This is a genomic window from Moorena sp. SIO1G6 (genome assembly GCF_010672795.1).
In the GTDB taxonomy this organism is placed as follows: domain Bacteria; phylum Cyanobacteriota; class Cyanobacteriia; order Cyanobacteriales; family Coleofasciculaceae; genus Moorena; species Moorena producens.
This window is the reverse complement of record NZ_JAAHFZ010000013.1, coordinates 188491-212784: the sequence shown is the minus strand read 5'-3', so window position 1 is coordinate 212784 and position 24294 is coordinate 188491. Positions and strand designations below refer to the sequence as shown.

The following is a 24294-nucleotide window of genomic DNA, read 5'->3' as shown; positions in this document are numbered from 1 at the left end:
GATTTAGCTCTGATACCAGGAATGGTTGAAGAGAAAAATCTCAAGTATAGGATGCTCTATGGCGGCGCACACCAAAACAACCAGGTCACTCAGCAGGTTGTTGTCAACGTCGCAGATGTAATCGCTCCAAGTGCCAATAACCAAAAGGTCAAGAATGACACCCAACTTATCCTTCAAGTCGCAAAGGATAATGGTGGTAGTGTATCTGTAGCTGATTGCGTACTTGCTACAGGAAAGCCAGTTGAAGAGATCAAAGAGATGCTTAATACTATGTGTACCCAAGAGTTAATGATGGTAGATAATCACCCCGATACTGGAGCAATTATCTACAAAGTTATATAAGTAAATTAACTATAAAATTGTAAGTATTCAGCCGTCAGCTAATGCGCTACGCGCACGCTACGCGAACAGCTATCAGGCGCTTTAACTGCATCGGGTCGGATTAGTAAAACGAGCAGGGATTTTCAACCAGTCGTATCAACATCCACCAGCTTGTTTACTATCTCCCGTTGATTAGCTGACGGCTAACTGCTGATAGCTGAGTGCTTACATAAAATTAATTTTCTGGTGGGCAGTGGTTTATACCAATTTAAAAGCCCAGCCTACATCTCTCTGGTGGGCAGTGCATCAGACTAATTGAAAACCTGACAATGATCAAGGTAAGCACTGCCCACCCTACATCTACTCAAGTACAAACGCGCTTATTGCCGATGATCAATTATCTCCCCCACTCATCGCCACCTGGTAATTCAGTTAAATAATCATCTAAAACTGCTGGCAGTTCTTTAGCTGAATAGCGGTAAGTCAGACTAAGTAAACTATTGGCAGTCAAAATCAGCTGTGGTTTATCCAGCCTCTGGGAAAGTTGAGACCGCCTTAACTCTCCATTGAAAACTTCCAGACTAGCAGGAGCGATCGCTGCTTCTAGTGCTTCCTCTAATCTGGGCTGCCATTGATCAAGCTTAATATAATAGGAGGTTTTATTATCTTTAAGATTAAGCTTTTTAATTTCCAGAATTGAACTGGCAATTGAAGCTGCCCAAGAATTGGTTAAACGCTGCTCTACTTGATTTTTAATTAAGTGGATAAATAGCCTGACTAGGAACGAATCAATATTACGCAAAATTGCTTGTTTACTCATCCCTTCTAATTCATCGACAATTGCTAAAGCATCTGCGTATCGTCCTTCTATAATGCTAGTTTTGAGGTCTATCAGTTCTTGTGTCATAGGTAAGGTATAAATTTTTTTTGTTAGGTAGGGAGTCGGGAGTCGGGAGTCGGGAGTCGGGAGTCGGGAGTCGGGAGTCGGGAACAGCGGCTCAGGGAATAGGGGAAAAATATTGTGTACCTGATTAGGCTATAACCCGCTATTATTATATATAATACCTGGTGATTATGCGTACGATACTTGCCAAAATCATACCCTAATTCAGCAACACCTGGTATTTGACTATAGTAATTATTGTTTTTGAACCAAATACCCAGGATATTTTACAATGGATACCGTAAAATTCTACCAAGATACCGTCGAAAAAATTCTCAAAGACTATGCGGCTATCCCATACAGTTATGGTGATATTAAGCAGTATGTCATTATTGATGCCGAGCGTACTCATTTCCTACTGTTTAACGAAGGATGGAACGGCAAAAAAAGAGTCCATGGCGTTGTCACCCATGTTGAAATTCGTCAGAGCAAACTCTGGATTCATTATGATGGCATCGAAGACGGCATTACCGATGAACTAGTGGCGGCGGGTGTGCCAAAGGATCATATTGTCCTCGCGTTTCATCCTCCCCATTTACGTAAACATACCGGATATGCGATCGCATAACCCCAATCACAAATAATATCAAGTCCGGTTGAATACCCATCATAAAAGTGTGGGGAGATGGGGAGATGGCGGAGATTTTTATAAAGCGATGCAGCGCGGTCTTGGGGAGGCAGAGGTGCGACCCGTGGCGAATTTAATTACGGGTCAAACGCACCATTACGGTCTTGGGGGTTCCCCCCACTCGCGCTTTGCCGTGGTTTCCCCCACTCGCGCTTTGCATCAAGACAGGGTAATTATCCTGACATGATATGAGTAGTAGGGTGCGTTCATAACCCACCCATCCCATTAACAATTCCCTCTTCTTTCTTCCCTGTTCCCGACTCCCGACTCCCGACTCCCGACTCCCGTTCCCCTCCTGGGAGGGGTTAGGGGTGGGTTCCGATTCCCGACTCCCGACTCCCGACTCCCGTTCCCCTCCTGGGAGGGGTTAGGGGTGGGTTCCGACTCCCGACTCCCGACTCCCTAAAATCCTAACCAAATTGAGATTCAATAATAGCGATCGCATTAGCAATGCCATCTTCATCCCGGATTTGTTTCCCCAAGGCTTCAGCATTTTGCCGAATGGTCTGGTTTGTCGTCACTTCGCGGATAGCAGTAGCGAGCTTCTCGGCAGTCAACGTCTTCTGGGGAATCGGTTTACTGCCCACACCAAGGGCATGAACACGCTCGCCCCAAAAGGGTTGGTCCCCAAAAAAGGGACAAATGATAGTTGGACGACCTGCCCGTAAGCCAGCAGCGGTTGTGCCAGCCCCACCATGATGCACCACTGCCGCCATACGGGGGAAAAGCCAATCGTGGGGAGCGCTGTCAATTTTTAAAATGCTGTCGGGCAAGTCAGCCACTGCCAAGCCACCCCAACCGGTAGCAATAATACCCCGCACATTGGCTTGCTGTAACCCTTCAATCACAATTTCCGTCAGGCGCTGGGGATCTCGTCCAGCCATACTGCCAAAACCGACATAAACCGGAGGATTACCAGCATCAAGGAAATTCTGTAACTCAGCCGGTGGTTGCCATGTATCTTGTTCCTCTAGAAACCAGTAGCCGGTTGCCATCACACTCTCAGGCCAATCCGTAGCTTCATCGCACACAAACTTACTGTAACAATATAAAACAGGAATCTGTTCACCGGTAGTGGTACGCAGAATATTAAAATCCCCCCGTTGGGGTGGCAAATCATGGTCAGCTCGCCACCTTTTAACAGGTTTGCCTGCTGAAAACTCCATTAATCGATTGACGAAGCGATAGGTCAGTTTGTTATACCAGCCCCCTAAAGGCCATTTCGGGAAGCCCATGTTAGGAAATTCAGCGGTAGGCACCAGCATCGGCAAAGGAACCGCCATGATCACTGGAATGCCCAATTTTTCGGCGAAATGAGGGCCCCCATAGGTTTTGGGGTGGAAGATGATCAGATCAGGGTTGGCTTGTTGTGCGGAATTCCAACTATCCTTAAGCATCATCCGTTGCATGGGAGCAACTTGTTTAGATAACTTGCGAGTCAGTTTGATGGTTTCCCAGAGGTTGGTGGTATTTTCCATGGCATCCCGACCTTGATCGGAATTGATCAGCTTGATCATCTCATCGTTCATATAGCCATAAGTTAAGCCATGGTCCCTGATGAATAATTCAAAACTGGCACTGGTACAGACTGTGACCGTATGTCCTGCTGCTTTTAAACCTTTGCCTAATGCTACATAGGGCTGGACATCGCCACGGGAACCGAGAGTTAGGATAAATACATGCATAGGTCAGTTATCTGGTCAACAGCAATGGAACATGTATCAACCTCTCAAACACACACAACAGCAGTTTGTGGAGGAAGCATCATCCAAGAATTCCTCTTAATTATAAATATTCCATTATAAACATGGAGTGGTAATCCGTCTATTGCCCCCCTCACCGTAAGTCCTGTTTTAATTTTCAAGTTTGAATTTACAATGGATATGAACCCAAAAATACTGCTTTCAAAGTCGGAGACCAATTAGCTGCTCAGATGGAGAAACCCGATGCCTCGTAATACTCGTACTAGTAAAACGGCATTTACTTAATTTTTAACAATGATATGGAGTAAGGTATGAAATACGTTTTACAGATTTTTCAACTTATCAAATACCCCTATGTCAAGCATGCACTCATTTTAGTAACAGTACTATTATTAATAATTCCTGACCTCATAGAACCCCTTATTATTCAGAATCTTTTCGATAATGTTTTTCCAAACAAAGATATTAATTTATTATTTTTAATGGTTTTAGCTTTTGGGGTAGCCAGGATTTTTTGGTTTTTACTAAAAATATTTGAGGACTATTTATCTGCTTCTTTTGGCCCGCAAATAATTTTTAGAATAAGACAAAAATTATATTCTCATATTCAAAAAATCGATTTTATAACCTACAGTGAAATACCGAATGGTGAACTGGTATCAAGATTACTTAATGATGTTAATTATTTAGAACATTTTTTATTAGTAGTTTTCCCGAGTACAATCGAAAATATATTAATTGTATGTTTGATAAGTATATTGTTATTTAAGTTTAATTGGCTTTTAGCTTTAGTATTAATTCCCCTATCATCTTTATTGAATTTGGCCTATAAAATTAAAGAAAAAGAGATAGAGAAATTAAGCGCTATCAATCGAAAATATATTTCTGAATTTCAAAAATTTTTTAACGAAAATATAGAACTACACTATTTGATAAAGGTGTTTGGTTTAGAAAAAAATAGATTAATAAAACATACCAAAATTACCCAAAATTATATAAGGAATAATATTAAATTTGTGACGTTATCCAAACTAGTAGAATCTTTGGGAGAACTTATACCTCTAACTTCAAAAATTGTTTTATATGGATTAGGAGGATATCTTCTCATAAATAATCAACTTACCTTAGGTAGTTTAATTGCTTTTGACTATTTATTGGGTCTTATTGTTGAGCCTTTATCTTCTGTTTTTAAGGTTAATCTAAAGTTACAAGCTACCATCCCAGCTATCAAAAGGATTCTGGAATATTTAGAACTGGACACAGAAAAAGAAGGAGATTTAACAGTCAACAAAATCAATTCCTTTAAATTTGAAAAAGTTAATTTTGAATACCAAAAAGGTCAACCCATTTTGAAAAATCTCACTTTTGATATCAAAGCAGGTCAAAACATCGCTTTTGTAGGAAATTCCGGTGCAGGAAAAACTACAATAACTAATTTATTATTTAGATTATACAATCCCAAAGAGGGTTCGATCAAGATTAATGATATTGATATTAGCTCTCTAAAAATCAAATCATTAAGGCAAGCTTTAGGAGTCTGTTCTCAAGATACATTGTTATTTAATACAACAATCAAAGAAAATTTAAAGTACGGAAACTTAAACGCAACAGACCGAGAAATTATAGAAGCTTGCCAGCTGTCACATATTCATCATTTTATTGAAACTTTACCAGAAAAATATGAAACTATAGTTGGGGAAAGAGGCATCAAACTTTCTGGAGGACAAAAGCAGAGGCTTGCAATTGCTAGAGCAATCTTAAAAAATCCTCAAATTTTAATTCTGGATGAAGCCACATCTCATCTTGATAGTGAATCAGAAAATATTATCCAAGAATCACTTAAAACAGTTGCCGAAGGTAGAACGACAATAATCATTGCTCATCGATTATCCACAGTGGTAAATTGCGATCGCATATTTGTTTTGAATCAGGGCAAAATTGTCGAAGAAGGAAAACATCAAGAACTCCTTAAAAGTCAAGGAATTTATTATAAACTTTGGCATGAACAATTTAGATTTGATCCGATTCAGTAACTCTTCTGAGTATTAGTCTGTCTTCTGGATATGCTCCGAAGTCTTTTGTTAGTAAGTAGGAATTATTTGGGGATTTAATGGCTAAATAATCCTTAGCCTGTTCCCAAGACTCCAATCTTTGCATCCAATGCCGATAGTACATCATAGCGACAGTTCTAGCACGGGCAGCTTGTGCTTTAGTAAAGAATAAGTTTTCATTCAGTTCAGTATCTATACTCATTAGATTCATGAACATATTTTTGGCATGCAGATTTTCAGCAAATTTTTTATCCCAAGGCCAAATACTGGCTTTTTTGATATTAATCGGATTCCAGATGGTATCTGGAGCTATCCCCAGGCAAGGCTTATTAAAATCTTTACCATGTTTACCAAGGTGATACAGTTGAAAACAATGTCCTAATTCATGGCTAAGAGTACTACCAGCTTCACAGTCATATTTTTGATTAAGGTAGTTGGCTCGATCGTATCCTAAAGTATCAACAATCAGGCACAAAAAACCAATTTTTCGAGGATAAAATTTGCGGCGATATCGGATTTGGGGCAAATTGGCATAACCCCCAAGATTGCGTCTGGATAAATCCCGTTGCATTAAGATCGCAACATTAAAACAGTTTGGGGATGTGGTAATTTCATCAATCCACTTTCCTTTGTTTGTTTTCACTGGATTGCGAGTATGGACTTCGGAAATTCCAGTTAATCGAAACCGAAATCCCATGGCTCCAATGCGGTCAATACAAGTTTGGTAAAAATCCGAATAAGGTAATAAATAATTGCGCAGATGTTCTTTAGCATACTCTGCCCCTTCCATAGAAAAGTCAAAATTTACCTTTTCCAGATTCTTTTCAATTAACCATTTCAAGTAAGCTCGATCGTTATTCTTTTTGATTGAGTCATAATCTCTCTGAATGTCGTAATTATGATTGGGAAGAAACTGTCGTAAGTCATAGGCTAAAATCTCTGGGTGGTCGATCAGATCTATGATATAGTCTTCTTCGCTAAAGTTAACTAGATAAAAATGAATTGGAAACTCCCAAATATAGGAATCATGGATAGGCAGCAGATCCGGAAATTTTTTTTTCCGAGTTAGCTCCATGATTTCTAGGAAGTCTGCAAATGATTTGGAGCGGAAATAGTTATACAGAGTGAATTCCCGACCCTCTTGTTGATAAATTCGCTGATTGAAGAATGTTTCATTAACTCTAAAATCGTAAGCAAAGAAGATATTGATAAATTCCTCGATACTGTTGTAAAATTTCCCCCGAATGGGATCGGTAATTTCTGCTATTCCTAGATAACAGTTGATTAAAGGATCTAATTGATTGATGTCTAGGGTTAGAGGCAATTTAGGCATTATCGCAGAAAGCCGTTGTTTAAATGTAAGTCAAAGATATTTTGAAACAGATACTTTTGACCCAGATTGAACTCTGATTCCTTATCAAATATATTTGACTTAATTTCAGATATCTATCGAATTTTTATTATATTATTGTCTGCTGTCGTAAAGCATCTCGTTTCTCTTTCCAATGGAAAATAATCGGTTTAATCGTTTCCGATTTCATGTATTTTTTCCCTTTTCTCGCCTCCATTCTTTCTAAGAAAGAATCAATATTGGAAACATTCATAAAATCATGGGACAAGGAAATAGAATCTGATAAAGTTAAGGTTTGATGGGACCAACCATTTGGTAAAATTAATACTTCACCTGGTTCGAGCACAAAATCATAAGGCGCAGATGCGTTCATATAAAGGGGATATTTAACTAAATCGGGATTGGTTAAGTCAACTTGACCATCGTACATCCACTTTGTATCTTCAGGTGGGTGAAGTAGCCACCTTTTGCGACCGGAAATTTGAGCAGAATACACATGCTGTCCTAATCTATCCGTATGATTGGCAATCCCAGAACCTTTAGTTCCCATAAAAATCCAGGTCAAGGCATTTAATTCTTTTTTAGGTAGCTCTAAAATCCAATCTTTTTCCTTGTTGTTCAAGGGTTCAATTGTATCAAAATCTTCAGCAAGGATGTCATAAAAGTCATCCAGACACCACATGGAATAATGGGGTTGGTCGAAGTTGCTTTCCAGATACTTTCTTAATCGTATTTTTTTAGACTTATCGTCGTGACCATGGAAATACTGAATGAAAGCATTGCCAAACCTCTCTCGAAAATAATCTAAATTCCACTTGTGCAGAGCTGGCCAATGATTGATTTGATTCTGGAGAATAACTGCTTGATGAGGAATGAGGTATTTTTCTAACAACTCTTCAAAAGAAATGGAGTAATAAATACGCTCAATAGGAGTCGTTTTTCTTTGGGTAAGTTGAGCAGCCCAATTTGCTTTAATTGACTGACTGGCGCGATAAAATGTCTCTACTTTAGGATCGATATGGTGAGATTTATTGAGTTCGGAAATATAATGGTGATAATTTGTCTCATTGACAAGATCGTGGGTAATAGAAATAGAATCTGATAAAATTTCAGTTTGATGCCACCACCCAACGGGAATAATTAAAATTTCACCAGTTTCTAAAATGAAGTCGAGGGCTTTGGCTTCCTTGAAATTAGGGTATTTTTCAATCGATTCTTCTCGTTTTAACCAGTCAGCTTTACCCTCATACATAAACTCAGATTCTTCTGGAGGAGAAACAATCCAGCGCTTTGTGCCCATAATTTGAGCTGACCAGAGATGAGTCCCCATACTATCTTGATGATTCTTAATGCCCGTGCCAGTATTGCCAATAAAAATTACATTCATGTCCCCATGAATAGTTTTGGGAAGATCCAATAACCAGTTAAATTTAGTATCGGAAAGAATTGTCCCGGCAAGGGGATAATCTGGGGAGAGTATGGGAAATAGTTCTTTGGTATATAGGCTAGAGTATAATATTTCTCCCTGTTGCATTTTCGCAAACATTTTTTTCAATCTCATTTGAGATGACTTAGCTTCGTTGCCAGAAGGGAAAACATTGGTATAAATGTTACCATACTTTTCCTGAAACCAGGAAAAACTCCACTTCTTGCTTGCTTCCCAGTCATCAATTAGACCTCGAATGATAACCGGTTTTCTTTTATAAAGATAATCATCAATAATTGTGCGACTAGTTACACTAGCATCTAGGTAATCTATGCTTTCGTTAGGATAGTAGTTTTGGAGGATTTTTTCGCCTTTAGACATGGGATTTATCCTGGTTTTTATTTCAAACTCCAAACCAAAGCTTGTTTCTCTGGTTAAACATTAGTAAAATAGTAGAAATTTTATGGTTTTGAGCGTATTTTTGGATCCGTTTTAGTTTTTGGCCAGGATTCTCTTCATTATCAAAAATAGTTTGCAGAGCTTCGGTATCATCTGCCGATAAAGCAAATGCATTTTTTTGAAACATTTTCGAGAGAACTAATAGTAATTCCGAATTGGCTTCGTAAAAGGAAAACGAAAGGGCAATATTGCGTTTAAAACTCTCCACTGTATGCCACCAACTACAAGGAATGTAGAGGACATCTCCGGGATGGATTTCGGTTTCATACAAAGTTGCCTGTTCAAAAAGAGGATATTGTTGGTAATCTGGTTGATGAATATCAATAGGTGAATAGTTGGCATTTTCCTCTCCGCCTTTTGGATACATATAAGCTGTTTGGGCAATATCGACCAGCGTCAACTTCTTATATCCGCTGACCTGGCAGAGGAGATTCTCATACCAGTCATGGTGAAAGGCAATACGATTTCCTCCTCGGGTCATCAACATGCGACGTCTGGAAAATACATCAAAGGCATGGAAGAGATCGATATCTGGGACATTCTGGATCAGAGCTGGGAATAGCCAACTACCAACAAAATAGTCGGTTTCCCCTTCTGGAAGGGTTAATCTCTCTAAAAATCTGGAAAAAGGCATATAAACTTTCTCAGCATCGTCGAAAATTCTCCCCTCAAATTGATCTCTGGATGTTTCGACATCTACTGTCTTAAACCCCACAACCTGCTCCAAATACTCATTTGTCCACAGGTGAATGGCATCCCAGTGTTTTACTCCTCCGCAAATAACTAATGGAGTATTCTTTTGCACATAGTTTCCGTAGAACTCCTCTTTGGATATTTGTTCGACTTTGGGAACCCTCGCTCTTTTATTTTTTATGTTGTAGCTGGATAATATATTCATCGCGATCGCTTTTCCATAAGTTTACTCAAGCTCAGTAGGTACTATGACCGTAGAGAATATCAAAAAGGCTTTCTTCTATTAAACGGCGAAAAATTTGATGAAAATAGTAAGAAGTTCCCTGCTCTTTGAGGTATTTCCGGTGATATTTTTTCAGTTGAGCGTTACGTTTAGAAGCTTTTTCTTCAGATCTAATGATGGCAAGTAAGTCGTTCTTTACCGATTCATCCACCGGAAGGGTGTCGCAGTCTACCAATTTCTCTACAACATTGAGCCGTTGAGCCATTGTCTCGTTGATGATGTAAGACACTGCAATATTCCTGCCAAAGGACGTTACGCGATGCCACCAGTAACAAGGAACATACAAAATATCGCCTTTTTTAATGCGAGCTACGTAAGGAGTGGCATGGTTTAGGAGAGGGAATTGCCCAGAATCCAGCCGATCGAGATCGATAGCAGAAATAAACTGTTCAGGGGTTGCCGGATACAGGTACTTGAAATCGGTGATATCAAACAGCAGGAATTCTTTTTCCCCATCACATTGGCACATGATATTTTCATTGTCGTCATAGTGCAAATGGGATTTTTGACCGCCATTGCCCCAGAATAACGTCCTTCTCCTGGAAATAGGGAAGGTCTCCAAAACAGGATGAGTTCCCAAATCTTGATGTAAAACAGGAAATAGGTTCTGGTCTGAAATATAGTAATTCTTATCAATACTTTTATAGCGTTCGATGAAGTCGGCGACGCTCATCTTTTCCTGAAGACTATCTTTAAGATTTACCTTTCCTTCCTGATAATAGGAAAAGATATAAACCTTGACTGGTTGTTCTCCGACGACTTTTTTTAAATAGTCGTCTTCCCACTGCATGGCCTGCCAATGCTGAATACCTTGGCGAATAATGACGGGGCGGTGCTTGGCAACATACTCATTGGCAAAAGTTTCATTATCAATCGTTTTGACTTCCGCTACAGGAATTGGATTTTTGAGGTTTATTGGATGATGGTTTGATAGCTGTTCGATGCTTAAATTTAACATAATAAGTATAAGTTATTATAAATTATGCATTTATTCGGTTAATTTATACCTCAAAAATACCAGGGTTTATTCGATAAAAATTTTGCATCAAATATAAAACTGGATAACTATAGTTACCTGAATGAAGTTCAATTTTAACCATAGGCTTAACACGTTTAAACGCATTATAAACAGGACTAATATCCTGTTGTTTATTTTTTAAATATTCATACAAAAGACTAAGTTTTAAATATAAATAGAAAATATTCAACTCCATTAAACCACCTTCATTTTGCAGATATTGCTGAGTATTAATCGCCGTTTCCTCTCGATTTTCTAACATAGTCAGCATAGTATGTTTTTCTGATTCAGAGATAGGTAAAGCATCGTTTTTTACTAACTTTATATAGGCCATTAATTGCGAAATCCGATCGGTTCTTACATAAGATAATGCCATGTTCCTGCCTTGGGAACGGACGCTATGCCACCAGTATCCGGGAACATATAACATATCCCCTGGATAAAGATGAGCATTATATCTGGTGACTTCTTTAAAGAGGGGAAAGGCTTGATAATCCACATTATTCACATCTACTGGCGAAAAGTCTGGACTATCTATGTGATCGTAAGCATACATTTTGCGAAAATCGGCGATATCAAAGAGAGGAAACTCTTTTTCACCATCAATCAAAACATAGATATTTTCCTCATCGTCATAATGGAGTGGCGCATATTGTTCTCCTGCACCGAGAAAGAATCCGGTTCGCTTATGATAGTGCTCTAACCGATTGAATCCCTCCAATATTTCATGGTTGCCCATGTCTTGAACTAAAATACTCGGTATATCGGAGTCATTAATGTAATATTGAGAATTATCTTGATAGTGATCTAAAAACTCACCAAATTTCATATATTTCATGGGAGATTGGTGGTTAAAACCAAAATCATGGCGAATAGATGTGGTTTTAAAAATTTTTCTATTGCCAGCAAGTTTAGCTAAATAATCATCAGAATGCCATTTTTTAACAGCTGGCCAATCTTTAGCCCCACCTCGAATCAGGCACGGAGTATTTTTGAGGAAATAATCTTGATAAAATTCGGCTTGGGTAATACTGGTTAATACAGGTACTTCTCTTTGCATCGCTCCTAGCACCGTTCTTTGATAATTAGGTGGATATCAATAAAATTCCCCTAGGGTGAGAGGCTGATAAATCCTCAAAATAGTCTCTCTAACTAAAACAAAAATCCTTCGCAGTTGAGAATCCCCGCATTGAATTGGCGGGGATTCCTATAAACCCAGCGTGGTCAATTGAATAAGAATTAGACGGCGAATAAATTCGCGCCCGTCGTCATTCAAACTCACAATAAAACCGGACTCTCCCTCGGAGCATTAGTGACAAGTTAAGATTCTATAGGATTTGTCATAACTTGTCATCCACCCCGGTACTAATTACGACTCCGACGACGTAAGCGAAATGCAGCAACAGCTGCATTTTCATTTAGCATCTTATTGGGGATAAAGGTGCTTAAGGAAACATCCGCTTTCTGGTTGTATTTAAGTTCCACATAGTTGGGATTGCTCTTCAGCACAGGAACAGCAATATAGGTCGTGCCGTTGATATCAATCTCGCTCTTATGGATACTCAAAGATTCGTCAAATTCTCCCTCTTCAGGAGTGTCAGTATCATCCTCTTGATCATCAATATCCATTTCCCGATCTAATTCGTTATCTAGATATTCTGGATAATGCTTGAGGAAGTCTACAGAGACATACAATACGCCGTCAATTTCAACTTCGTTACCAAACACTGATAGGTTGTCATTCGTAGTAGTTGCACTCATAGTCTATTTATCCTACTATCAAATTTTGTTGCCAAAAATAATACTATTATACAATGGGGTATTCGAGTAAAAACATAACAATTTCTTAAGAAATTGTTATGTTTTTACTCCTGATTCATTCTTGCAGTTCTCAATTGGGTGAGGTCCCTTCGTCTTGGGTTAATGGGAGCAGGGGGAGAAAGATAATGTTCTGGATATCGTAAGTGTGGGCAATTATCCTGATTTGATCTAATTCCTCTCCATGATCAACTTGAAGGGGCTAATCCCTGTATCCCAACCCTCACCAAGCACGGGTTGAGACCTAGGACTTACTGCTCCCCACACTCGCCGCTCCCCCGCCCCACAGTCCCCACACTTCCCTCGACTAACTATAGGGTACCTAAATCAATTGTGATAATTTTTGATGCCATATTCCCTACTCCCTAGTTCCTGTTCCGTCTTCCCTGTTTCCTGTTCCCTCTTCCCTTTGCCATACCCACTGGACAACGCTCGATGTGCTCCTTGATCACCCAAGTTGGTTCACCATACCTGATGTAACGGCCATCATAGGGTTCTTGACACATGGAGTCGAGAGTTTTACAAGTGACATTATCGCCGTCGCTGGTACAGACAAAGTTTTGGAGGTGTTGTTGCGCCAGTTCCAGAGCGTCAATCACCACATTTTGCCGAATCAATTTCCGCGTCATGGACAAGGTTGGAGCGGATACATACCCCTTAGGGTCGGCCTCAGCTTCGGAACGATATTGTTGACAAACAACTTCAGTCATAGGCAATCCATCACCATCGCAAAGTGCCATGCGCCGGTGCCTGGTATTGAAGACAATGGGCTGCTCGTGGATGTCACTGTCTTGGCTCTCAGAGATGGTGCGAATAGAAACTGCTGCGTTGACAACACCAAGGTCGTCCAATTTATTTTTGTCAACCGGTCCGGCGTTTCCGGTAACTGCAATGGAGACCATCGCCCGACTATTTTTCAAAGCACCGGCAGCCATTTGTCGAGCCGTGGTTTCGGTATAAACATCGCCTTTCTTGACCCCGAGCATCTTGCGCTTAGCATCACTATCATAGGTGGAAAATCCACCGTAGGTGTAGGAGCCATAGAGGGGAATGTTGACGATGGTGGAAATAATCATGCCACTGGTCAGAGACTCCGCTGTGACAACATTGAGCTGCCGTGCCTTAATTTCTTTCAAAAAGCTTTCAGCTTTGTCATTCATCAGAGGAGTGTAATCAATGGACATATAATCTACTGTACTGCAACCGTTGTTTAGGTACAGTAACCCTCGTAAGCAGGTTTGAGCCGAGTTGCTGGTATCGGCCATTGCTAGTTGGACACCAAGCACAAAGGGTAGGATGAGCGAGACCAGTACCATCAAAACCTTATTTTTCGACATTTTCGACTGTCTTTCTCCAAAAGATAGATGAATTCACTCTGATTACACTATCAATTCTTGGGTTGTATTAGCTGGTCTTTATGTGAAGTACCCCAACCTGCTTGACCTTTGGTCACGCGGGGCGCGTTCGCTGAGGTTGGGGCTTCCAATTCTCAGGTCAGTTCAGGGACGGTCTTATTCGTCTTTTGGGCTTCCCGCTTCATCCGCCGACGCCTCTACCAGAGGCGCGCGCCTGCTGGAATTGGTCTTACTCAGCGTCCACAGGCAGACATCCGCCTTCTAAGGACGTATAGTTTTTTTTTCGACAGACTCACCTTGGAATTACGACTCTATGGTCAACCAGCCGGGGCTTGTCTCTTCCCTGAGCTGGAGCTAGTACTTTGTAGACCTAATGGTCTGAAAACTGATATGATATCAGACCGTTTGTAAGGTAGCATTTTAGTCAGTCAGGCGGGTCAGCAACCAACTTTATTATAACACAAATTAAAATTATTGTAATTTGTCGTCTCGCTATCCATCCCCACCGGTCGCAGGGTTGGGGAATTCCGCGAGTTTTGTTAAATTTAATGGTTTTGACAGCAAGGGAGTAGGGAGTCGGGAGTAGGGAGTCGGGAGTCGGAAACTTCGGATTAAAAATTATCACAATTCATTAATAGACCTCTTGCCAAAGTATTTTTCTGATAGTGTTGGCGTCAATTATTCTCAAATGTTCCCTGTTCCCTATTCCCTGTTCCCTGCTCCCTGCTCCCTGCTCCCTTTGCTAAAGTACTAAATAACCACAATTAATTAAGAAAAACTTGCCAACTGCTGCAAAAACTGTTGATGTTCCGAACTCGCCAACCCAGCTTGCCAGGTTGCCATCACCTCAAGCATATCCCCCGCCAAAAGTGCCGAAACTGCTAACCATAATCCCGGAAAAACTTGGCTGCGGATAATTCCTTCTTGATCAGCTACAAGAGAAACATATTCTCCGTCTTGCCAAGAAAACCAATCAAAACGCTGGTCAATTACTTGCCAGACCAGATATTCTTTTACTCCATTGCGACGATAGACTCGTTTTTTATCTCGCAGGTCAATGGAAGCAGTACTTGCCGCAATTTCTACCACTAGTTCTGGTGCGCCCTCAATATAACCATCATCGTCCAGACGACTTTGGCCACCACAATTGCTATCAATGAGTAAAACCGCATCAGGTTGGGGTTCATTATCCAGATCCAGCCGCACTGTAGGGTTATCACCTAATCTTACACCAGGAGTTGCTATTTTATAGTTGCCCAACCAAACGAGTAAATTAGCATGGGGCTCAGCGTGGGCTTCAAACCGTAAGGGGGATCCTATATAAACAATTCCTTCAATTAGTTCTGCTTTTTTGAGGTGGGGCATGGCTTGATAACGCCGCTCAAATTCTCCACGAGACAGCAGATCTCCATTTTCTAGGACTGGAAGAGTTCTCTGTCTGTTAGTGATGGGAGCGCTCATAACTTTTCTACTGTTTCCTGATGGGTTTGTACTAAAGTTATTAGTTATTAGTTATAGCAGTTTTCAATTGGGTGAGGTACATTTTTTAGCATTGCTGAATCTTCGGATGAATATCAGTGGGGTGGGCAGGATTCCCACGGGCAAGATGCCCGTTCCACAACAAGATGCCCGTTCCACAAAAGATGCCCGTTCCACAAAAGATGCCCGTTCCACAACAAGATGCCCGTTCCACAACAAGATGCCCATTCCAGCCACCGGGTCAAACAGCTTTAATGAGATGCACCCGATACTCATCGCAGAATTGTTTGATCAATCGTATTTTTAAGGATAGCTCAAAAACTTTCTGTTTTTACTATATTTCAGCTAACTGGTACTAGGGCGTGTTTTCAAACTCGGAGATCCCCCTAAATCCCCCTTAAAAAAGGGGGACTTTGAGAATGGCTCCCCCCTTCCGCGCGGGGGGTTGGGGGGGATCTAAATCTTGCGGAAAACTTTGAAAACACGGCCTAGCCCTCCCATAACTGTCCAGTTTATGCAGGTCATTTCGTTTGCGATCGCATAAATCAACGCTGCACCTAAGCCTCGTCAGCGATAGGCGGGGTCAATGTAAAGATCAATCAAGACTGCTCCATGGGTGTAATCAGAAGTGCTGAACGTTTAAAACGTTCAACACTTCTGGGATTTAAGCAGGTCAAGAATGAGTTGGGATGGGCGGATTTTTCGGTTAGGTCAGTTTTTTTCAGGAGTTATGGAATTCCACACTTCAAGGAGTATCTTGCCTTGGTCAAACAAAGGATAAGCTATTTTGGGTAAAAGATTACTCGACCAGGCATTTTTTCTTGATTAATCCAAGCGTAAACACGCAAGCAAGCTAAGACTTTACCAGGAGTACCTCTAACCTGTAATTTATCGATTACGTCATCTTTGTTCTCTGTATATTTAATAATATCATCTCGAACACCTAAAAGCCATTGACATCCTGCTTGATAACCCTCCATACTATTAACTCTTTCCACTGCTTTGTCAAGGGTTTTTCTTGCATCTTTCTGCAAATTACACCACCAGGAATTTGGGTCAGCTAAAGGCTGATATACTAATGAGTTAATCGCCTCGTCTAAGTCCAGCCTTGCCTTTAAGGATTTAATCGGATCTTGTTCATGGTCTTTGACTTTTTTGAAAAAAAGTATCAAGGTTTTGATATAATCCTCTCTATGCTGGGAATTAAAACGGGTTATACCAAAAAATTTAATACTTTTCAGGCAATGATGTAGGGAGGGGTCGTTTTGAATAAAATATATGCAGATAGATACGATCTGGGCAAGAAATTTCAGATCCCCATCTAGATTTTTATCGTTAATCTCTGAGTCTAAGGAAGCTTCAGTTGATAAACACAACCCTTGAGCCTTAACTGTTCCTGTTAAACCAGGATAGAGAAGTTTATTTTCTGAAAAAGGAAGTTCGTTGTTGTTCGTATCATCTTCCTTTGCCTTGATTTTTTTAGCTGACTGTAGAGCTTTATTTTGCAACTTTTGAGCCATAGACCCTGGAACACGCAGTAAAAGCTTTTGAATTTCGTCCCATAAGTCTGAGTCATTAGTGCTTCGAGGTTTTGAATCACCAATATAAGGGTAAAGTTTCTTATCTGTGAAGAAGTCATTACAGAAATCTTGGAGAATTAATCCTGGATTTTTAAAATCAGTTAAATTTTCCGAATTTGTATTCTTGGAAGTATCTTTGTTAGAGAGAGCCTCGTTAGAAGTATTCTCTTTTAAAAGCTGATCTAGTAGTTCGGATAGCTGACCACAAAGGGTAGCTTCTTCTGAATTGTCTAATGAAATAGCTTCTGCACGGGCTGATTCCAAAGAGGCATACAGTCCCTTGAGAGTATGCCGTAGATATCGCCCTAGCTCCGAGTCTCTTACTAACAACTGTTTGAGCAGTTGACTCAATCCATCACCATCAGTGTACTCCACTAAAGGGGTTTTGCTCATCGTTATTCTCTTCTTCTATGGGACTACGCTTAACTCTAAGTACACATCCATCTTTTTCTTTTAAAACTTCTGGTTGATCCGATATCCAATAAGGAACTTCCCCTTCATGAATACGCAGATTACTTTGGTCATCAATTGTAATGTAGTATCTGCAGTTATCCTTAATCTGATTTTCCTCAAATCCTAATGTACCAAGATATATTTCCTTCAGTTTTGGGCTCTCTAAGCTGGGATAGTAAGCATAGAAGGTGTGTCTGCCACTTCTGGGGAATGCTGGGAGAGGTCGAGGCTTCTGGTTCTCATCTTTGCTGATAGCTCCTTTAGTTTCTTTAGTTGTTTGTTCTCCTTCGTCTTCATTGTGAAAAATATCATCAAGTTTTTCCCCAGCCTTGAAAACTAGGTGTGGAGATTCTTCATTGATCCCAATAGCAATATCCCACTGAAGTACACTATCGATAATCATAGCTTGAGGAACTTCTTCTTGTATATTTGCTTTCTCCAACTCTTCTGTTCGTGTTTTTAGCTCTTCCGATATTGTTTGGTTAATATTTGTTAAGGTAGAGTTATTGTCATCCACCTGATCCCCTACTAAATAATGAGGTTTGCCCCGACAAACTACCATTTCAATTTCTAGGGTTTGGTTAACTTCAAACTGAGCTTGGAATCCCTCATACCATTGATTATTATTCTGGGAAAATATTCCGATTTGTTTGGCAATCTCTTCAAAGTTAAATTTAGCCCATAAAATTTCTCTTTGACTTTCAAAGTCTCGACGATAAATGTTCGTAGTTGGTAAAACACCGAACCATTCACTTCGAGCTTTAGCTTCCTCATTAGGATTAAATTTATACAATGGCTGTCGTGCTTGAAAAACTGGTTCTAAAGAACCTACAACTTGCCTCAAGAAAGCACAAGGCAATGTGTAAAGTAAATTATTAACTTCGATATAGAGTTCGCTTTTACCTTCTTTTAGCTTGTCTTTCGCTGATTTCGGAGAATAAGTGAACTGCTGTCGGCTCATGCCATAACAAGCCCCGATTGACGTAGCTAATTTGGCATAGTCAGGTACAAAAGTAATCCTGGCTGGGTTCCACTCGAAATCGTTCTTGGTATTGCTAAAGATTTCATTAATTTTACGCCTGACTAAATCTAGATGGCAAGTCTGTCCAGATAAAATTAACCAATCCAAAGGTTCTTTTTTACCAGTTAAACTGTCTTTAGGCAATCGGCTTTCTAGCAATTCTTTAGCAATATTGATTGCTTCTCCAACCACTTTTGAAGCAGCTGTTTCAAGTTGTTGTTTAGATAGCTTGATGCCAGGATTATATTCACCAAGCTCAATAGCTTGTTGAACGCGAATAAATTGTTCTAATTGATTCGGCGGAATTTCATATTCATCATATTCAACGCTACTTTTGCTTAATTCAACTTTAGCATCATCAGCCCATCGCCAAAGGGTGTAAAAAGCTTGTAGTTTTTTTCGATCCTCTTTCCATCGAGTTGGTAATATTTCTTCTGCATAGTTTAAAACTGTTGAATAAAATGGATCGTTTTCTGGGTTTTCTTTGTCAATGCACTCTAATAGGGAGCGAGTGCGGTATTTGTTGTGATTATCTTGTTGCAAAAATCTTGGCTCTAATCCTCTGATCAGCAGGTCTAACTTATCATCCTTTAATTTTCCTTCTGTAAATGCCGTTAACAAATTGTCAACAATCGCTACTTTAAGCACGCGAAAGAGTCGTAGAGTAATTAACTCACCCCCTAAAAATAAGTGTCCAGAAGACCCCATCAACTCTGGAGTCAGAACATAGTAACGTCCACCAGCTCCTCGATCTTCTCCTGGGTCAAATGGACTATCATTTCTCAGAAGTAAACGAATTAAAGCCAAGTCTGTCGTTCCACCACCAATGTCCAATACCATTAGGTTTTGAGCCCATTTTTGACCGCTACGACGACAGCGAGTTTTAAAAGCTTCTATACCGATAGTTTGGTTTCCACCAAATTCTCGCCATACATAGAAAATAGCAGCAGCGATTGCTTCATCAAAATCTTTTTTTACGTCTACTTTGACATCTGTATCTGTAAATTTTTGCTCAAGAATTTGACTTACTAAGTCTTCCAGTTTACGACGATTTTCTGGCTTAGATACCGTCGGATAAGTAACTATTACTCTGTAAAATTTACCGCTATCATAACGTTGTTTGTTTTCCGGTTTATCTTTAAAATTTTCTGTTAATTCAATCAGACATTTCATTGCTGCTTGAATTAGCTCACTATATTCAATATTTTTCTCTTCTCCTTCCCAATATATCTTGATTTTATCTTCTTCTCCTTTTTTTATGGTTTTATTAAGGTAACGCTTCGGAGAATGATGAAACTTACTTTCTATTTTTCGCCAAAATGTTTCCTGGTTTTCATCTTCCTGGTTTTCATCAGTAGTCTCTTGGGACATCGCTGCCAATCGATTATTTCTAGCTATTTCCCCCATTTCCACTTCCAAGAATCCATTTACACCAACCAGTTCCAGTTCGCTAGTAATTTGTGTATCTTGGGGTAGATTTTTATCTATTTTTGCCAGAACGATACGTTCCTTTTGTAAGGGTGGTAACTGAAATAATTGACGGTAAATTTCGTTAAGTTTTTTACTAACTACCGGGTAGATTGGATCATCTAGTCTAGTACCTAAGGAAATTTCTAGTTGGCGAATTCCCTCTAACAAGAGCGAGCTATTTTTATTGTCGATAATTTCTGGCCAAGATTTTCCCAAATTATTTTCAACTTGTTCGATATATTCCTGCCATTCATCATCACCAACTCCTGGTAATTTTGAGTCAGATGAGCCTAACCATTCGTTAAAAAGTTTAAATAATAGGTCTTTTTGTTCCAAGGATAATTCGTTTGGTTCTATTGCTTCTCTAGGATCGTAAAAAGTAACAGTAGAATTTGAAGTACCAAAATCGATAGCAATCCATCCACCATGTGAGAGCATTTTTTCCCCCTTACTTGTTTTTTTGTAAAATAAATTACAGGTTTGAGACTTTGTGTGCGATTCACTTACGTTGCTATTTTGCTCGATATAATCTATTTTAAATCCTAAAAAATAATTGGCAGAAATGGGCAGAGATCTATCGAGTTTGCAGTATGGAGAAAAACGTAATAGCGAATCCAGATAAAATGGTATTGGATAATTCTTAAAAGAATTATTGTAAGCCTGTTGAATTTTATCTCTAAGTTCTAGAGGATTTCCTGTTATAGTACAGTTGATATGATCAATCCTTATAAGATTAGCTGGATCGTCGTGCTCATGAATCAGGTCTATTACAGGAAGCTTTAACCACTTAGTATTGTTTACTGTTTTAATTTGGTTTTGGTTCAACAGAAATTTATTTACAATCTTAATTCCAACAGGCATATCAACATCTTTGGCAAAGTTTAAAGAGGAATATTTACTAGCTCCTGTAGAATTAATAACCAATCTGGTGTGGTTTTTTCAGTTGGCTCTTCACCTACCATTTGTTTTAGCAACGTTCTATCTGCTAAGAAATCTTCTTCCAATCTTCCAATAGCATCTTCTAAAAATGATGTTTGGAGTTCCTTATTGACTGTTTGATTTGTTTTGCTTAAAAGTTGAATAAAGCTATCACTAACGCTAAAAATCATTGTATCTCGAAGTCCCAGTATAAAAGTTAGATGGTTTTCGTAGAGTGGTATTCTTTGATTAGCTTGTTTATGGTCTGGAGACCACCCGAATATCAAAGCAGGTTCATTACTGTTTTTGTCTTCACGGGGTAAAGGAAATAAAGTTTCTGGGTCTATAGTTATAAAACTATTTTCTTTGACTATTTCGAGTAGCTCTGATTCCCATTCGCTCGGAGATGCTAAATCATCAAGTAACTCTTGTATATATTCTTGTATTTCTTCTTTTTTCACAACACAATTTTCAATTTCATACCGTATTTTTTTGATATTGATTGTCCTTTGATTATCCTTTAAGGAAATTAGGTTATTTGATAATTCATCTAACCAGTCTTTGATAGACTGGTCAACACGCTCCTGAGTAAATTTCTCTATGTTATCGCAAGCGTCCTTAAAACGATCGTAAAATTCATCGCTTCTAGTAAAAGGTTTTCGTTCTCTCTTTGTTCTTCGAGTTGTTCTTCGAGAAGAAAATTCCCCTCTACTGTTAGGTTGCAAATTGACGATTCCGTTTTCAATTTTGAGAAATAGGGTTCTCCATTCACTCCAGCGAGAGATTTCAGAATTGACTTTTTCTTCAACCTCTTTTCGAAGGGAAATTTTGCTTCTTGTTTCATCTATTCCTACTCCCAATTCCAATGGATTTTTTTCTAAATGGGTTTTTAACGCTTGATAGCTATCTGCTAATTCTCGGAGTGCTTGGCGCAGGATTCGTAATTTGGGATTCTCAGAAGCCAGCAATTTAGCCAGTGAAGGATTATTAACTTTCTGTGCTAAATTTTGTTGTTCCTTAACCAAAGTTTGTACTTTAACGTTGACATCTTTATATAATTGTTCAAGACCATGAGTTGCCACGTGATTTTCAAGCAGATACCGTAGTCTAGAAAGACCACCATCTTTTGTGAAAGCATCTAGCCAAGTTACTAAAATACTATCAGGTTCAGATTTTTTTAACCTTTCGCTTAACTGCTGCCATTTTTCGTTTAGATCAGGAAAATGCTTCTGAAATATATTGAGGTTTTCTAGTACAGTTGGTGTCGCAATTTTAATGGTGCTGTCTAGGTTTTTTATCAAATACTCAAGAGCAGCAAATGCTGACATAAAAACGATTCTTTGCTCATCATTCCCTTTCGTCAATTTACGGGAATTTTCAATAACCTTACGCAAAGCTGGTATTTCATCGAAAATTTTCTGCTCTGTTAGTTGCTCTGTGTTACTAAGAAGCTTGTCAATACCAACTTCTGCCCCAGGCAAATCATCAAATCGCCCCACACCTACAAGGATAAAATCATCGAGATTTTGGTTTTTTCTTTGCTTTCGGAGCAGATCGATGATTTCATTGTTTGTTGTACTTCCTGGACGAGGACCATAGGTCAATAGTAAAATCGTCTGTACATTTTCCATTTCATGGACATTTACAAATCGATCTCGAAGCTCAGATTTATCAGCCCCTAATCCAGGCAAGTCTAGTAAAACTAACTTGTTTGCTTCTTGAAGAGATGAAAGATCCCAAATTTTATCTGACACTTTGACTTCAACATTTATTCGTCCGATTAGAGGAAAGGTGGCTTGCAAAAACTTAGGAAACTGCTCCTCGTCTTCTGGAGGAAACTGTTCAAACTTCTTAATATCTAAGATCGAACGGGGGTCATTAGGTAGCTGAAGACCTGCGTAAGCATGAGTAGAATTATCAATAGGCAAGGATTGACCGCATAAATTATTTCCATAACGTAGATAAGATTCAACAAACACTACTAGTTCTTGAATTGCGTTTTCTAATCCAGGAGTTTTGTCATAATTTTTTACTTCATCGTACCATTTGATAATGTTTTGCCAAACATCAGGATCTTTGGAAGTAAAGTTTTTTAAACTAGCGATTTGCGTACTAGGTAATTGTGCTTCAGCCTGTACAACCAACTCCTCAACTATAAAGTCAAGACATTTATCAATTTCGTTCTGATTAAAATATTTAACGCTAAACTTAAATTCAGTTGGTTGCGAGCCTTTTACCTGAACGATATTGAGATGAGTCACATTCCCAGTAGCTGCCACTCGACTGTCTGGTAACATTCCTGCATAACCAAGTAAACTACCTAAGACCGTAGTTTTTGTAGCTTTGAATTCTCCCATAACAGCAATTTTAACTGGTGAAGAAGAAGATTTAACTACTTCTTCGGCTTGCTTTCGGACAATTTCAACTTGATTGCTAATTTCAGTTAAAATCCTATCCTGCTGAAGGGATTGAGTCTGAATAACAGAGTCATATTCCTCAAGTTTATTAAGTATAGATTCAGCGAAATTATTAAAATCACGCAGTTGTTCAACCTTTGACATGATAATTTAAGATGAGACCACTAATTATGACTTTGTTTAAATTTACGTAAGCGTATCTAAAGGAAACTGATCACATTTTTTTAAAATAATATTGTTCATAAAAAAAAACAGATTTTTTTCGCTTCTTATCCTATATTAATAGCTCTCAAGAGTACTTCTGGTGGAGGTATTTCTTCTAAATCTCCTAAAGTTAGAGTGTCACAAATACCAGTTCTTGCTCCCTTTTCTTCTAAAGATTTGTCCAATTCTTGTAGAAATTGTGCTGCTTGGGGATCTGAACCAACTTGAATAAAAGAAATACCAATTTCCGAATCCTTATCGATTCGACGAGTTGCGTTCACAAGTACATCAATTACTGGAGGCTTATCATCAGGTGCTCCATCTGTAAATACTAAGAAAATTTCCCCATTTGGTTTAGCACTACCGTTTGCTTTACGTTGGAAATAATTCTCGAGAGCATCCCGCAAAACCTCATCAAGGTATGTTCCACCCATAGGATATGTTTCTTTAAAGATTTGTTCTACCTTATTTGTCGTAACATTATCGTATCGCTTAAATCTACTCGAAAATACATAAACAGTAATCCCATCGGGGTCGATTTCTTCACAATATCTAGCATAAGCCTCTGTAGTTTCTTCCATAACCTCCCATCTAGTTTTTGTCCCCCTTTTCTCGTCCTTAATGGTCATACTGCCACTTTTATCAATAATGATGGTGTAATCACGGTCTTTTAATTCTTCTGGGACATACATAATTCTGATTA

At 39.2% G+C, this 24294-nt stretch carries 20 protein-coding genes; 4 read left to right on the top strand and 16 right to left on the bottom strand.

The window, feature by feature from the left end:
* Positions 1–21: 21 nt before the first annotated feature.
* Positions 22–342, top strand: a complete 321-nt coding sequence (locus F6K63_RS15285; protein WP_287312598.1) for a hypothetical protein — start codon at positions 22–24, stop codon at positions 340–342.
* Between the two features lie 376 nt (positions 343–718).
* On the opposite strand, the gene F6K63_RS15280 is transcribed toward F6K63_RS15285, so the two are convergent.
* A complete protein-coding gene (locus F6K63_RS15280) occupies positions 719–1228 on the bottom strand; it encodes a DUF29 family protein (protein ID WP_071102733.1) in 510 nt (169 codons plus the stop codon).
* Between the two features lie 268 nt (positions 1229–1496).
* On the opposite strand from F6K63_RS15280, the gene F6K63_RS15275 reads away from it, so the two are divergent.
* Complete coding sequence (locus F6K63_RS15275; RefSeq protein ID WP_287312597.1) at positions 1497–1832, top strand: XisI protein; 336 nt, start codon at positions 1497–1499, stop codon at positions 1830–1832.
* Between the two features lie 124 nt (positions 1833–1956).
* Positions 1957–2079: a hypothetical protein gene (locus tag F6K63_RS15270; RefSeq protein WP_287312595.1), complete on the top strand. Its 123-nt coding sequence runs from the start codon at positions 1957–1959 to the stop codon at positions 2077–2079.
* A gap of 223 nt (positions 2080–2302) precedes the next feature.
* Here the strand turns inward: F6K63_RS15270 and F6K63_RS15265 are convergent, their stop codons facing one another.
* On the bottom strand, positions 2303–3577 hold the full coding sequence (locus F6K63_RS15265) for a glycosyltransferase (RefSeq protein WP_287312594.1): 1275 nt from the start codon (positions 3575–3577) through the stop codon (positions 2303–2305).
* A gap of 329 nt (positions 3578–3906) precedes the next feature.
* Between F6K63_RS15265 and F6K63_RS15260 the strand changes: the two genes are divergently transcribed.
* A complete protein-coding gene (locus tag F6K63_RS15260) occupies positions 3907–5628 on the top strand; it encodes an ABC transporter ATP-binding protein (RefSeq protein ID WP_071102735.1) in 1722 nt (573 codons plus the stop codon).
* Here F6K63_RS15260 and F6K63_RS15255 read toward each other — a convergent pair.
* From F6K63_RS15255 to F6K63_RS15190, 14 genes are all read right to left on the bottom strand, one after another.
* Complete coding sequence (locus tag F6K63_RS15255) at positions 5606–6979, bottom strand: hypothetical protein (RefSeq protein WP_071102736.1); 1374 nt, start codon at positions 6977–6979, stop codon at positions 5606–5608. The genes F6K63_RS15260 and F6K63_RS15255 overlap by 23 nt on opposite strands.
* 127 nt (positions 6980–7106) lie before the next feature.
* Positions 7107–8804, bottom strand: a complete 1698-nt coding sequence (locus tag F6K63_RS15250; RefSeq protein WP_287312593.1) for a cupin-like domain-containing protein — start codon at positions 8802–8804, stop codon at positions 7107–7109.
* A gap of 22 nt (positions 8805–8826) precedes the next feature.
* A complete protein-coding gene (locus tag F6K63_RS15245; protein ID WP_287251317.1) occupies positions 8827–9780 on the bottom strand; it encodes a cupin-like domain-containing protein in 954 nt (317 codons plus the stop codon).
* A 31-nt stretch (positions 9781–9811) separates the two neighbouring features.
* Positions 9812–10816, bottom strand: coding sequence for a cupin-like domain-containing protein (locus tag F6K63_RS15240; protein ID WP_287266039.1), 1005 nt, complete (start codon positions 10814–10816; stop codon positions 9812–9814).
* 43 nt (positions 10817–10859) lie between these two features.
* Positions 10860–11936, bottom strand: a complete 1077-nt coding sequence (locus F6K63_RS15235; protein ID WP_071102740.1) for a cupin-like domain-containing protein — start codon at positions 11934–11936, stop codon at positions 10860–10862.
* 305 nt (positions 11937–12241) lie between these two features.
* Positions 12242–12637 (bottom strand): hypothetical protein, encoded by a 396-nt coding sequence (locus tag F6K63_RS15230; protein ID WP_071102741.1) that lies wholly within the window; start codon positions 12635–12637, stop codon positions 12242–12244.
* 422 nt (positions 12638–13059) lie between these two features.
* On the bottom strand, positions 13060–14031 hold the full coding sequence (locus F6K63_RS15225) for a CinA family protein (protein ID WP_071102742.1): 972 nt from the start codon (positions 14029–14031) through the stop codon (positions 13060–13062).
* A gap of 442 nt (positions 14032–14473) precedes the next feature.
* On the bottom strand, positions 14474–14674 hold the full coding sequence (locus tag F6K63_RS15220; RefSeq protein WP_287251310.1) for a hypothetical protein: 201 nt from the start codon (positions 14672–14674) through the stop codon (positions 14474–14476).
* A 143-nt stretch (positions 14675–14817) separates the two neighbouring features.
* The gene (locus tag F6K63_RS15215; protein WP_071102743.1) at positions 14818–15510 is read right to left on the bottom strand and encodes a Uma2 family endonuclease; all 693 of its coding nucleotides are present in this window, start codon (positions 15508–15510) and stop codon (positions 14818–14820) included.
* Positions 15511–15573: 63 nt separating this feature from the next.
* Positions 15574–15804, bottom strand: coding sequence for a hypothetical protein (locus tag F6K63_RS15210; protein ID WP_137985269.1), 231 nt, complete (start codon positions 15802–15804; stop codon positions 15574–15576).
* 506 nt (positions 15805–16310) lie between these two features.
* Positions 16311–17501: a hypothetical protein gene (locus F6K63_RS15205; protein WP_071102745.1), complete on the bottom strand. Its 1191-nt coding sequence runs from the start codon at positions 17499–17501 to the stop codon at positions 16311–16313.
* Complete coding sequence (locus tag F6K63_RS15200; RefSeq protein WP_071102746.1) at positions 17470–20976, bottom strand: acetate and sugar kinases/Hsc70/actin family protein; 3507 nt, start codon at positions 20974–20976, stop codon at positions 17470–17472. The genes F6K63_RS15205 and F6K63_RS15200 overlap by 32 nt, the downstream gene beginning before the upstream one ends.
* Complete coding sequence (locus tag F6K63_RS15195) at positions 20934–23531, bottom strand: P-loop NTPase family protein (protein WP_287312592.1); 2598 nt, start codon at positions 23529–23531, stop codon at positions 20934–20936. Before F6K63_RS15195 ends, F6K63_RS15200 begins: the two co-directional genes overlap by 43 nt.
* 125 nt (positions 23532–23656) lie before the next feature.
* Positions 23657–24283, bottom strand: coding sequence for a VWA domain-containing protein (locus F6K63_RS15190; RefSeq protein ID WP_071102748.1), 627 nt, complete (start codon positions 24281–24283; stop codon positions 23657–23659).
* Between the last annotated feature and the right edge of the window lie 11 nt (positions 24284–24294).

Coding starts and splice junctions, on each gene's coding strand:
- F6K63_RS15265 (WP_287312594.1), bottom strand. CDS start 3,577: ATGCATGTATTTATCCTAACTCTCGGTTCCCGTGGCGATGTCCAGCCC.
- F6K63_RS15235 (WP_071102740.1), bottom strand. CDS start 11,936: ATGCAAAGAGAAGTACCTGTATTAACCAGTATTACCCAAGCCGAATTT.
- F6K63_RS15255 (WP_071102736.1), bottom strand. CDS start 6,979: ATGCCTAAATTGCCTCTAACCCTAGACATCAATCAATTAGATCCTTTA.
- F6K63_RS15285 (WP_287312598.1), top strand. CDS start 22: ATGGTTGAAGAGAAAAATCTCAAGTATAGGATGCTCTATGGCGGCGCA.
- F6K63_RS15215 (WP_071102743.1), bottom strand. CDS start 15,510: ATGAGCGCTCCCATCACTAACAGACAGAGAACTCTTCCAGTCCTAGAA.
- F6K63_RS15260 (WP_071102735.1), top strand. CDS start 3,907: ATGAAATACGTTTTACAGATTTTTCAACTTATCAAATACCCCTATGTC.
- F6K63_RS15190 (WP_071102748.1), bottom strand. CDS start 24,283: ATGTATGTCCCAGAAGAATTAAAAGACCGTGATTACACCATCATTATT.
- F6K63_RS15250 (WP_287312593.1), bottom strand. CDS start 8,804: ATGTCTAAAGGCGAAAAAATCCTCCAAAACTACTATCCTAACGAAAGC.
- F6K63_RS15245 (WP_287251317.1), bottom strand. CDS start 9,780: ATGAATATATTATCCAGCTACAACATAAAAAATAAAAGAGCGAGGGTT.
- F6K63_RS15280 (WP_071102733.1), bottom strand. CDS start 1,228: ATGACACAAGAACTGATAGACCTCAAAACTAGCATTATAGAAGGACGA.
- F6K63_RS15240 (WP_287266039.1), bottom strand. CDS start 10,816: ATGTTAAATTTAAGCATCGAACAGCTATCAAACCATCATCCAATAAAC.
- F6K63_RS15210 (WP_137985269.1), bottom strand. CDS start 15,804: ATGAGTATCGGGTGCATCTCATTAAAGCTGTTTGACCCGGTGGCTGGA.
- F6K63_RS15205 (WP_071102745.1), bottom strand. CDS start 17,501: ATGAGCAAAACCCCTTTAGTGGAGTACACTGATGGTGATGGATTGAGT.
- F6K63_RS15225 (WP_071102742.1), bottom strand. CDS start 14,031: ATGTCGAAAAATAAGGTTTTGATGGTACTGGTCTCGCTCATCCTACCC.
- F6K63_RS15275 (WP_287312597.1), top strand. CDS start 1,497: ATGGATACCGTAAAATTCTACCAAGATACCGTCGAAAAAATTCTCAAA.
- F6K63_RS15230 (WP_071102741.1), bottom strand. CDS start 12,637: ATGAGTGCAACTACTACGAATGACAACCTATCAGTGTTTGGTAACGAA.
- F6K63_RS15195 (WP_287312592.1), bottom strand. CDS start 23,531: ATGTCAAAGGTTGAACAACTGCGTGATTTTAATAATTTCGCTGAATCT.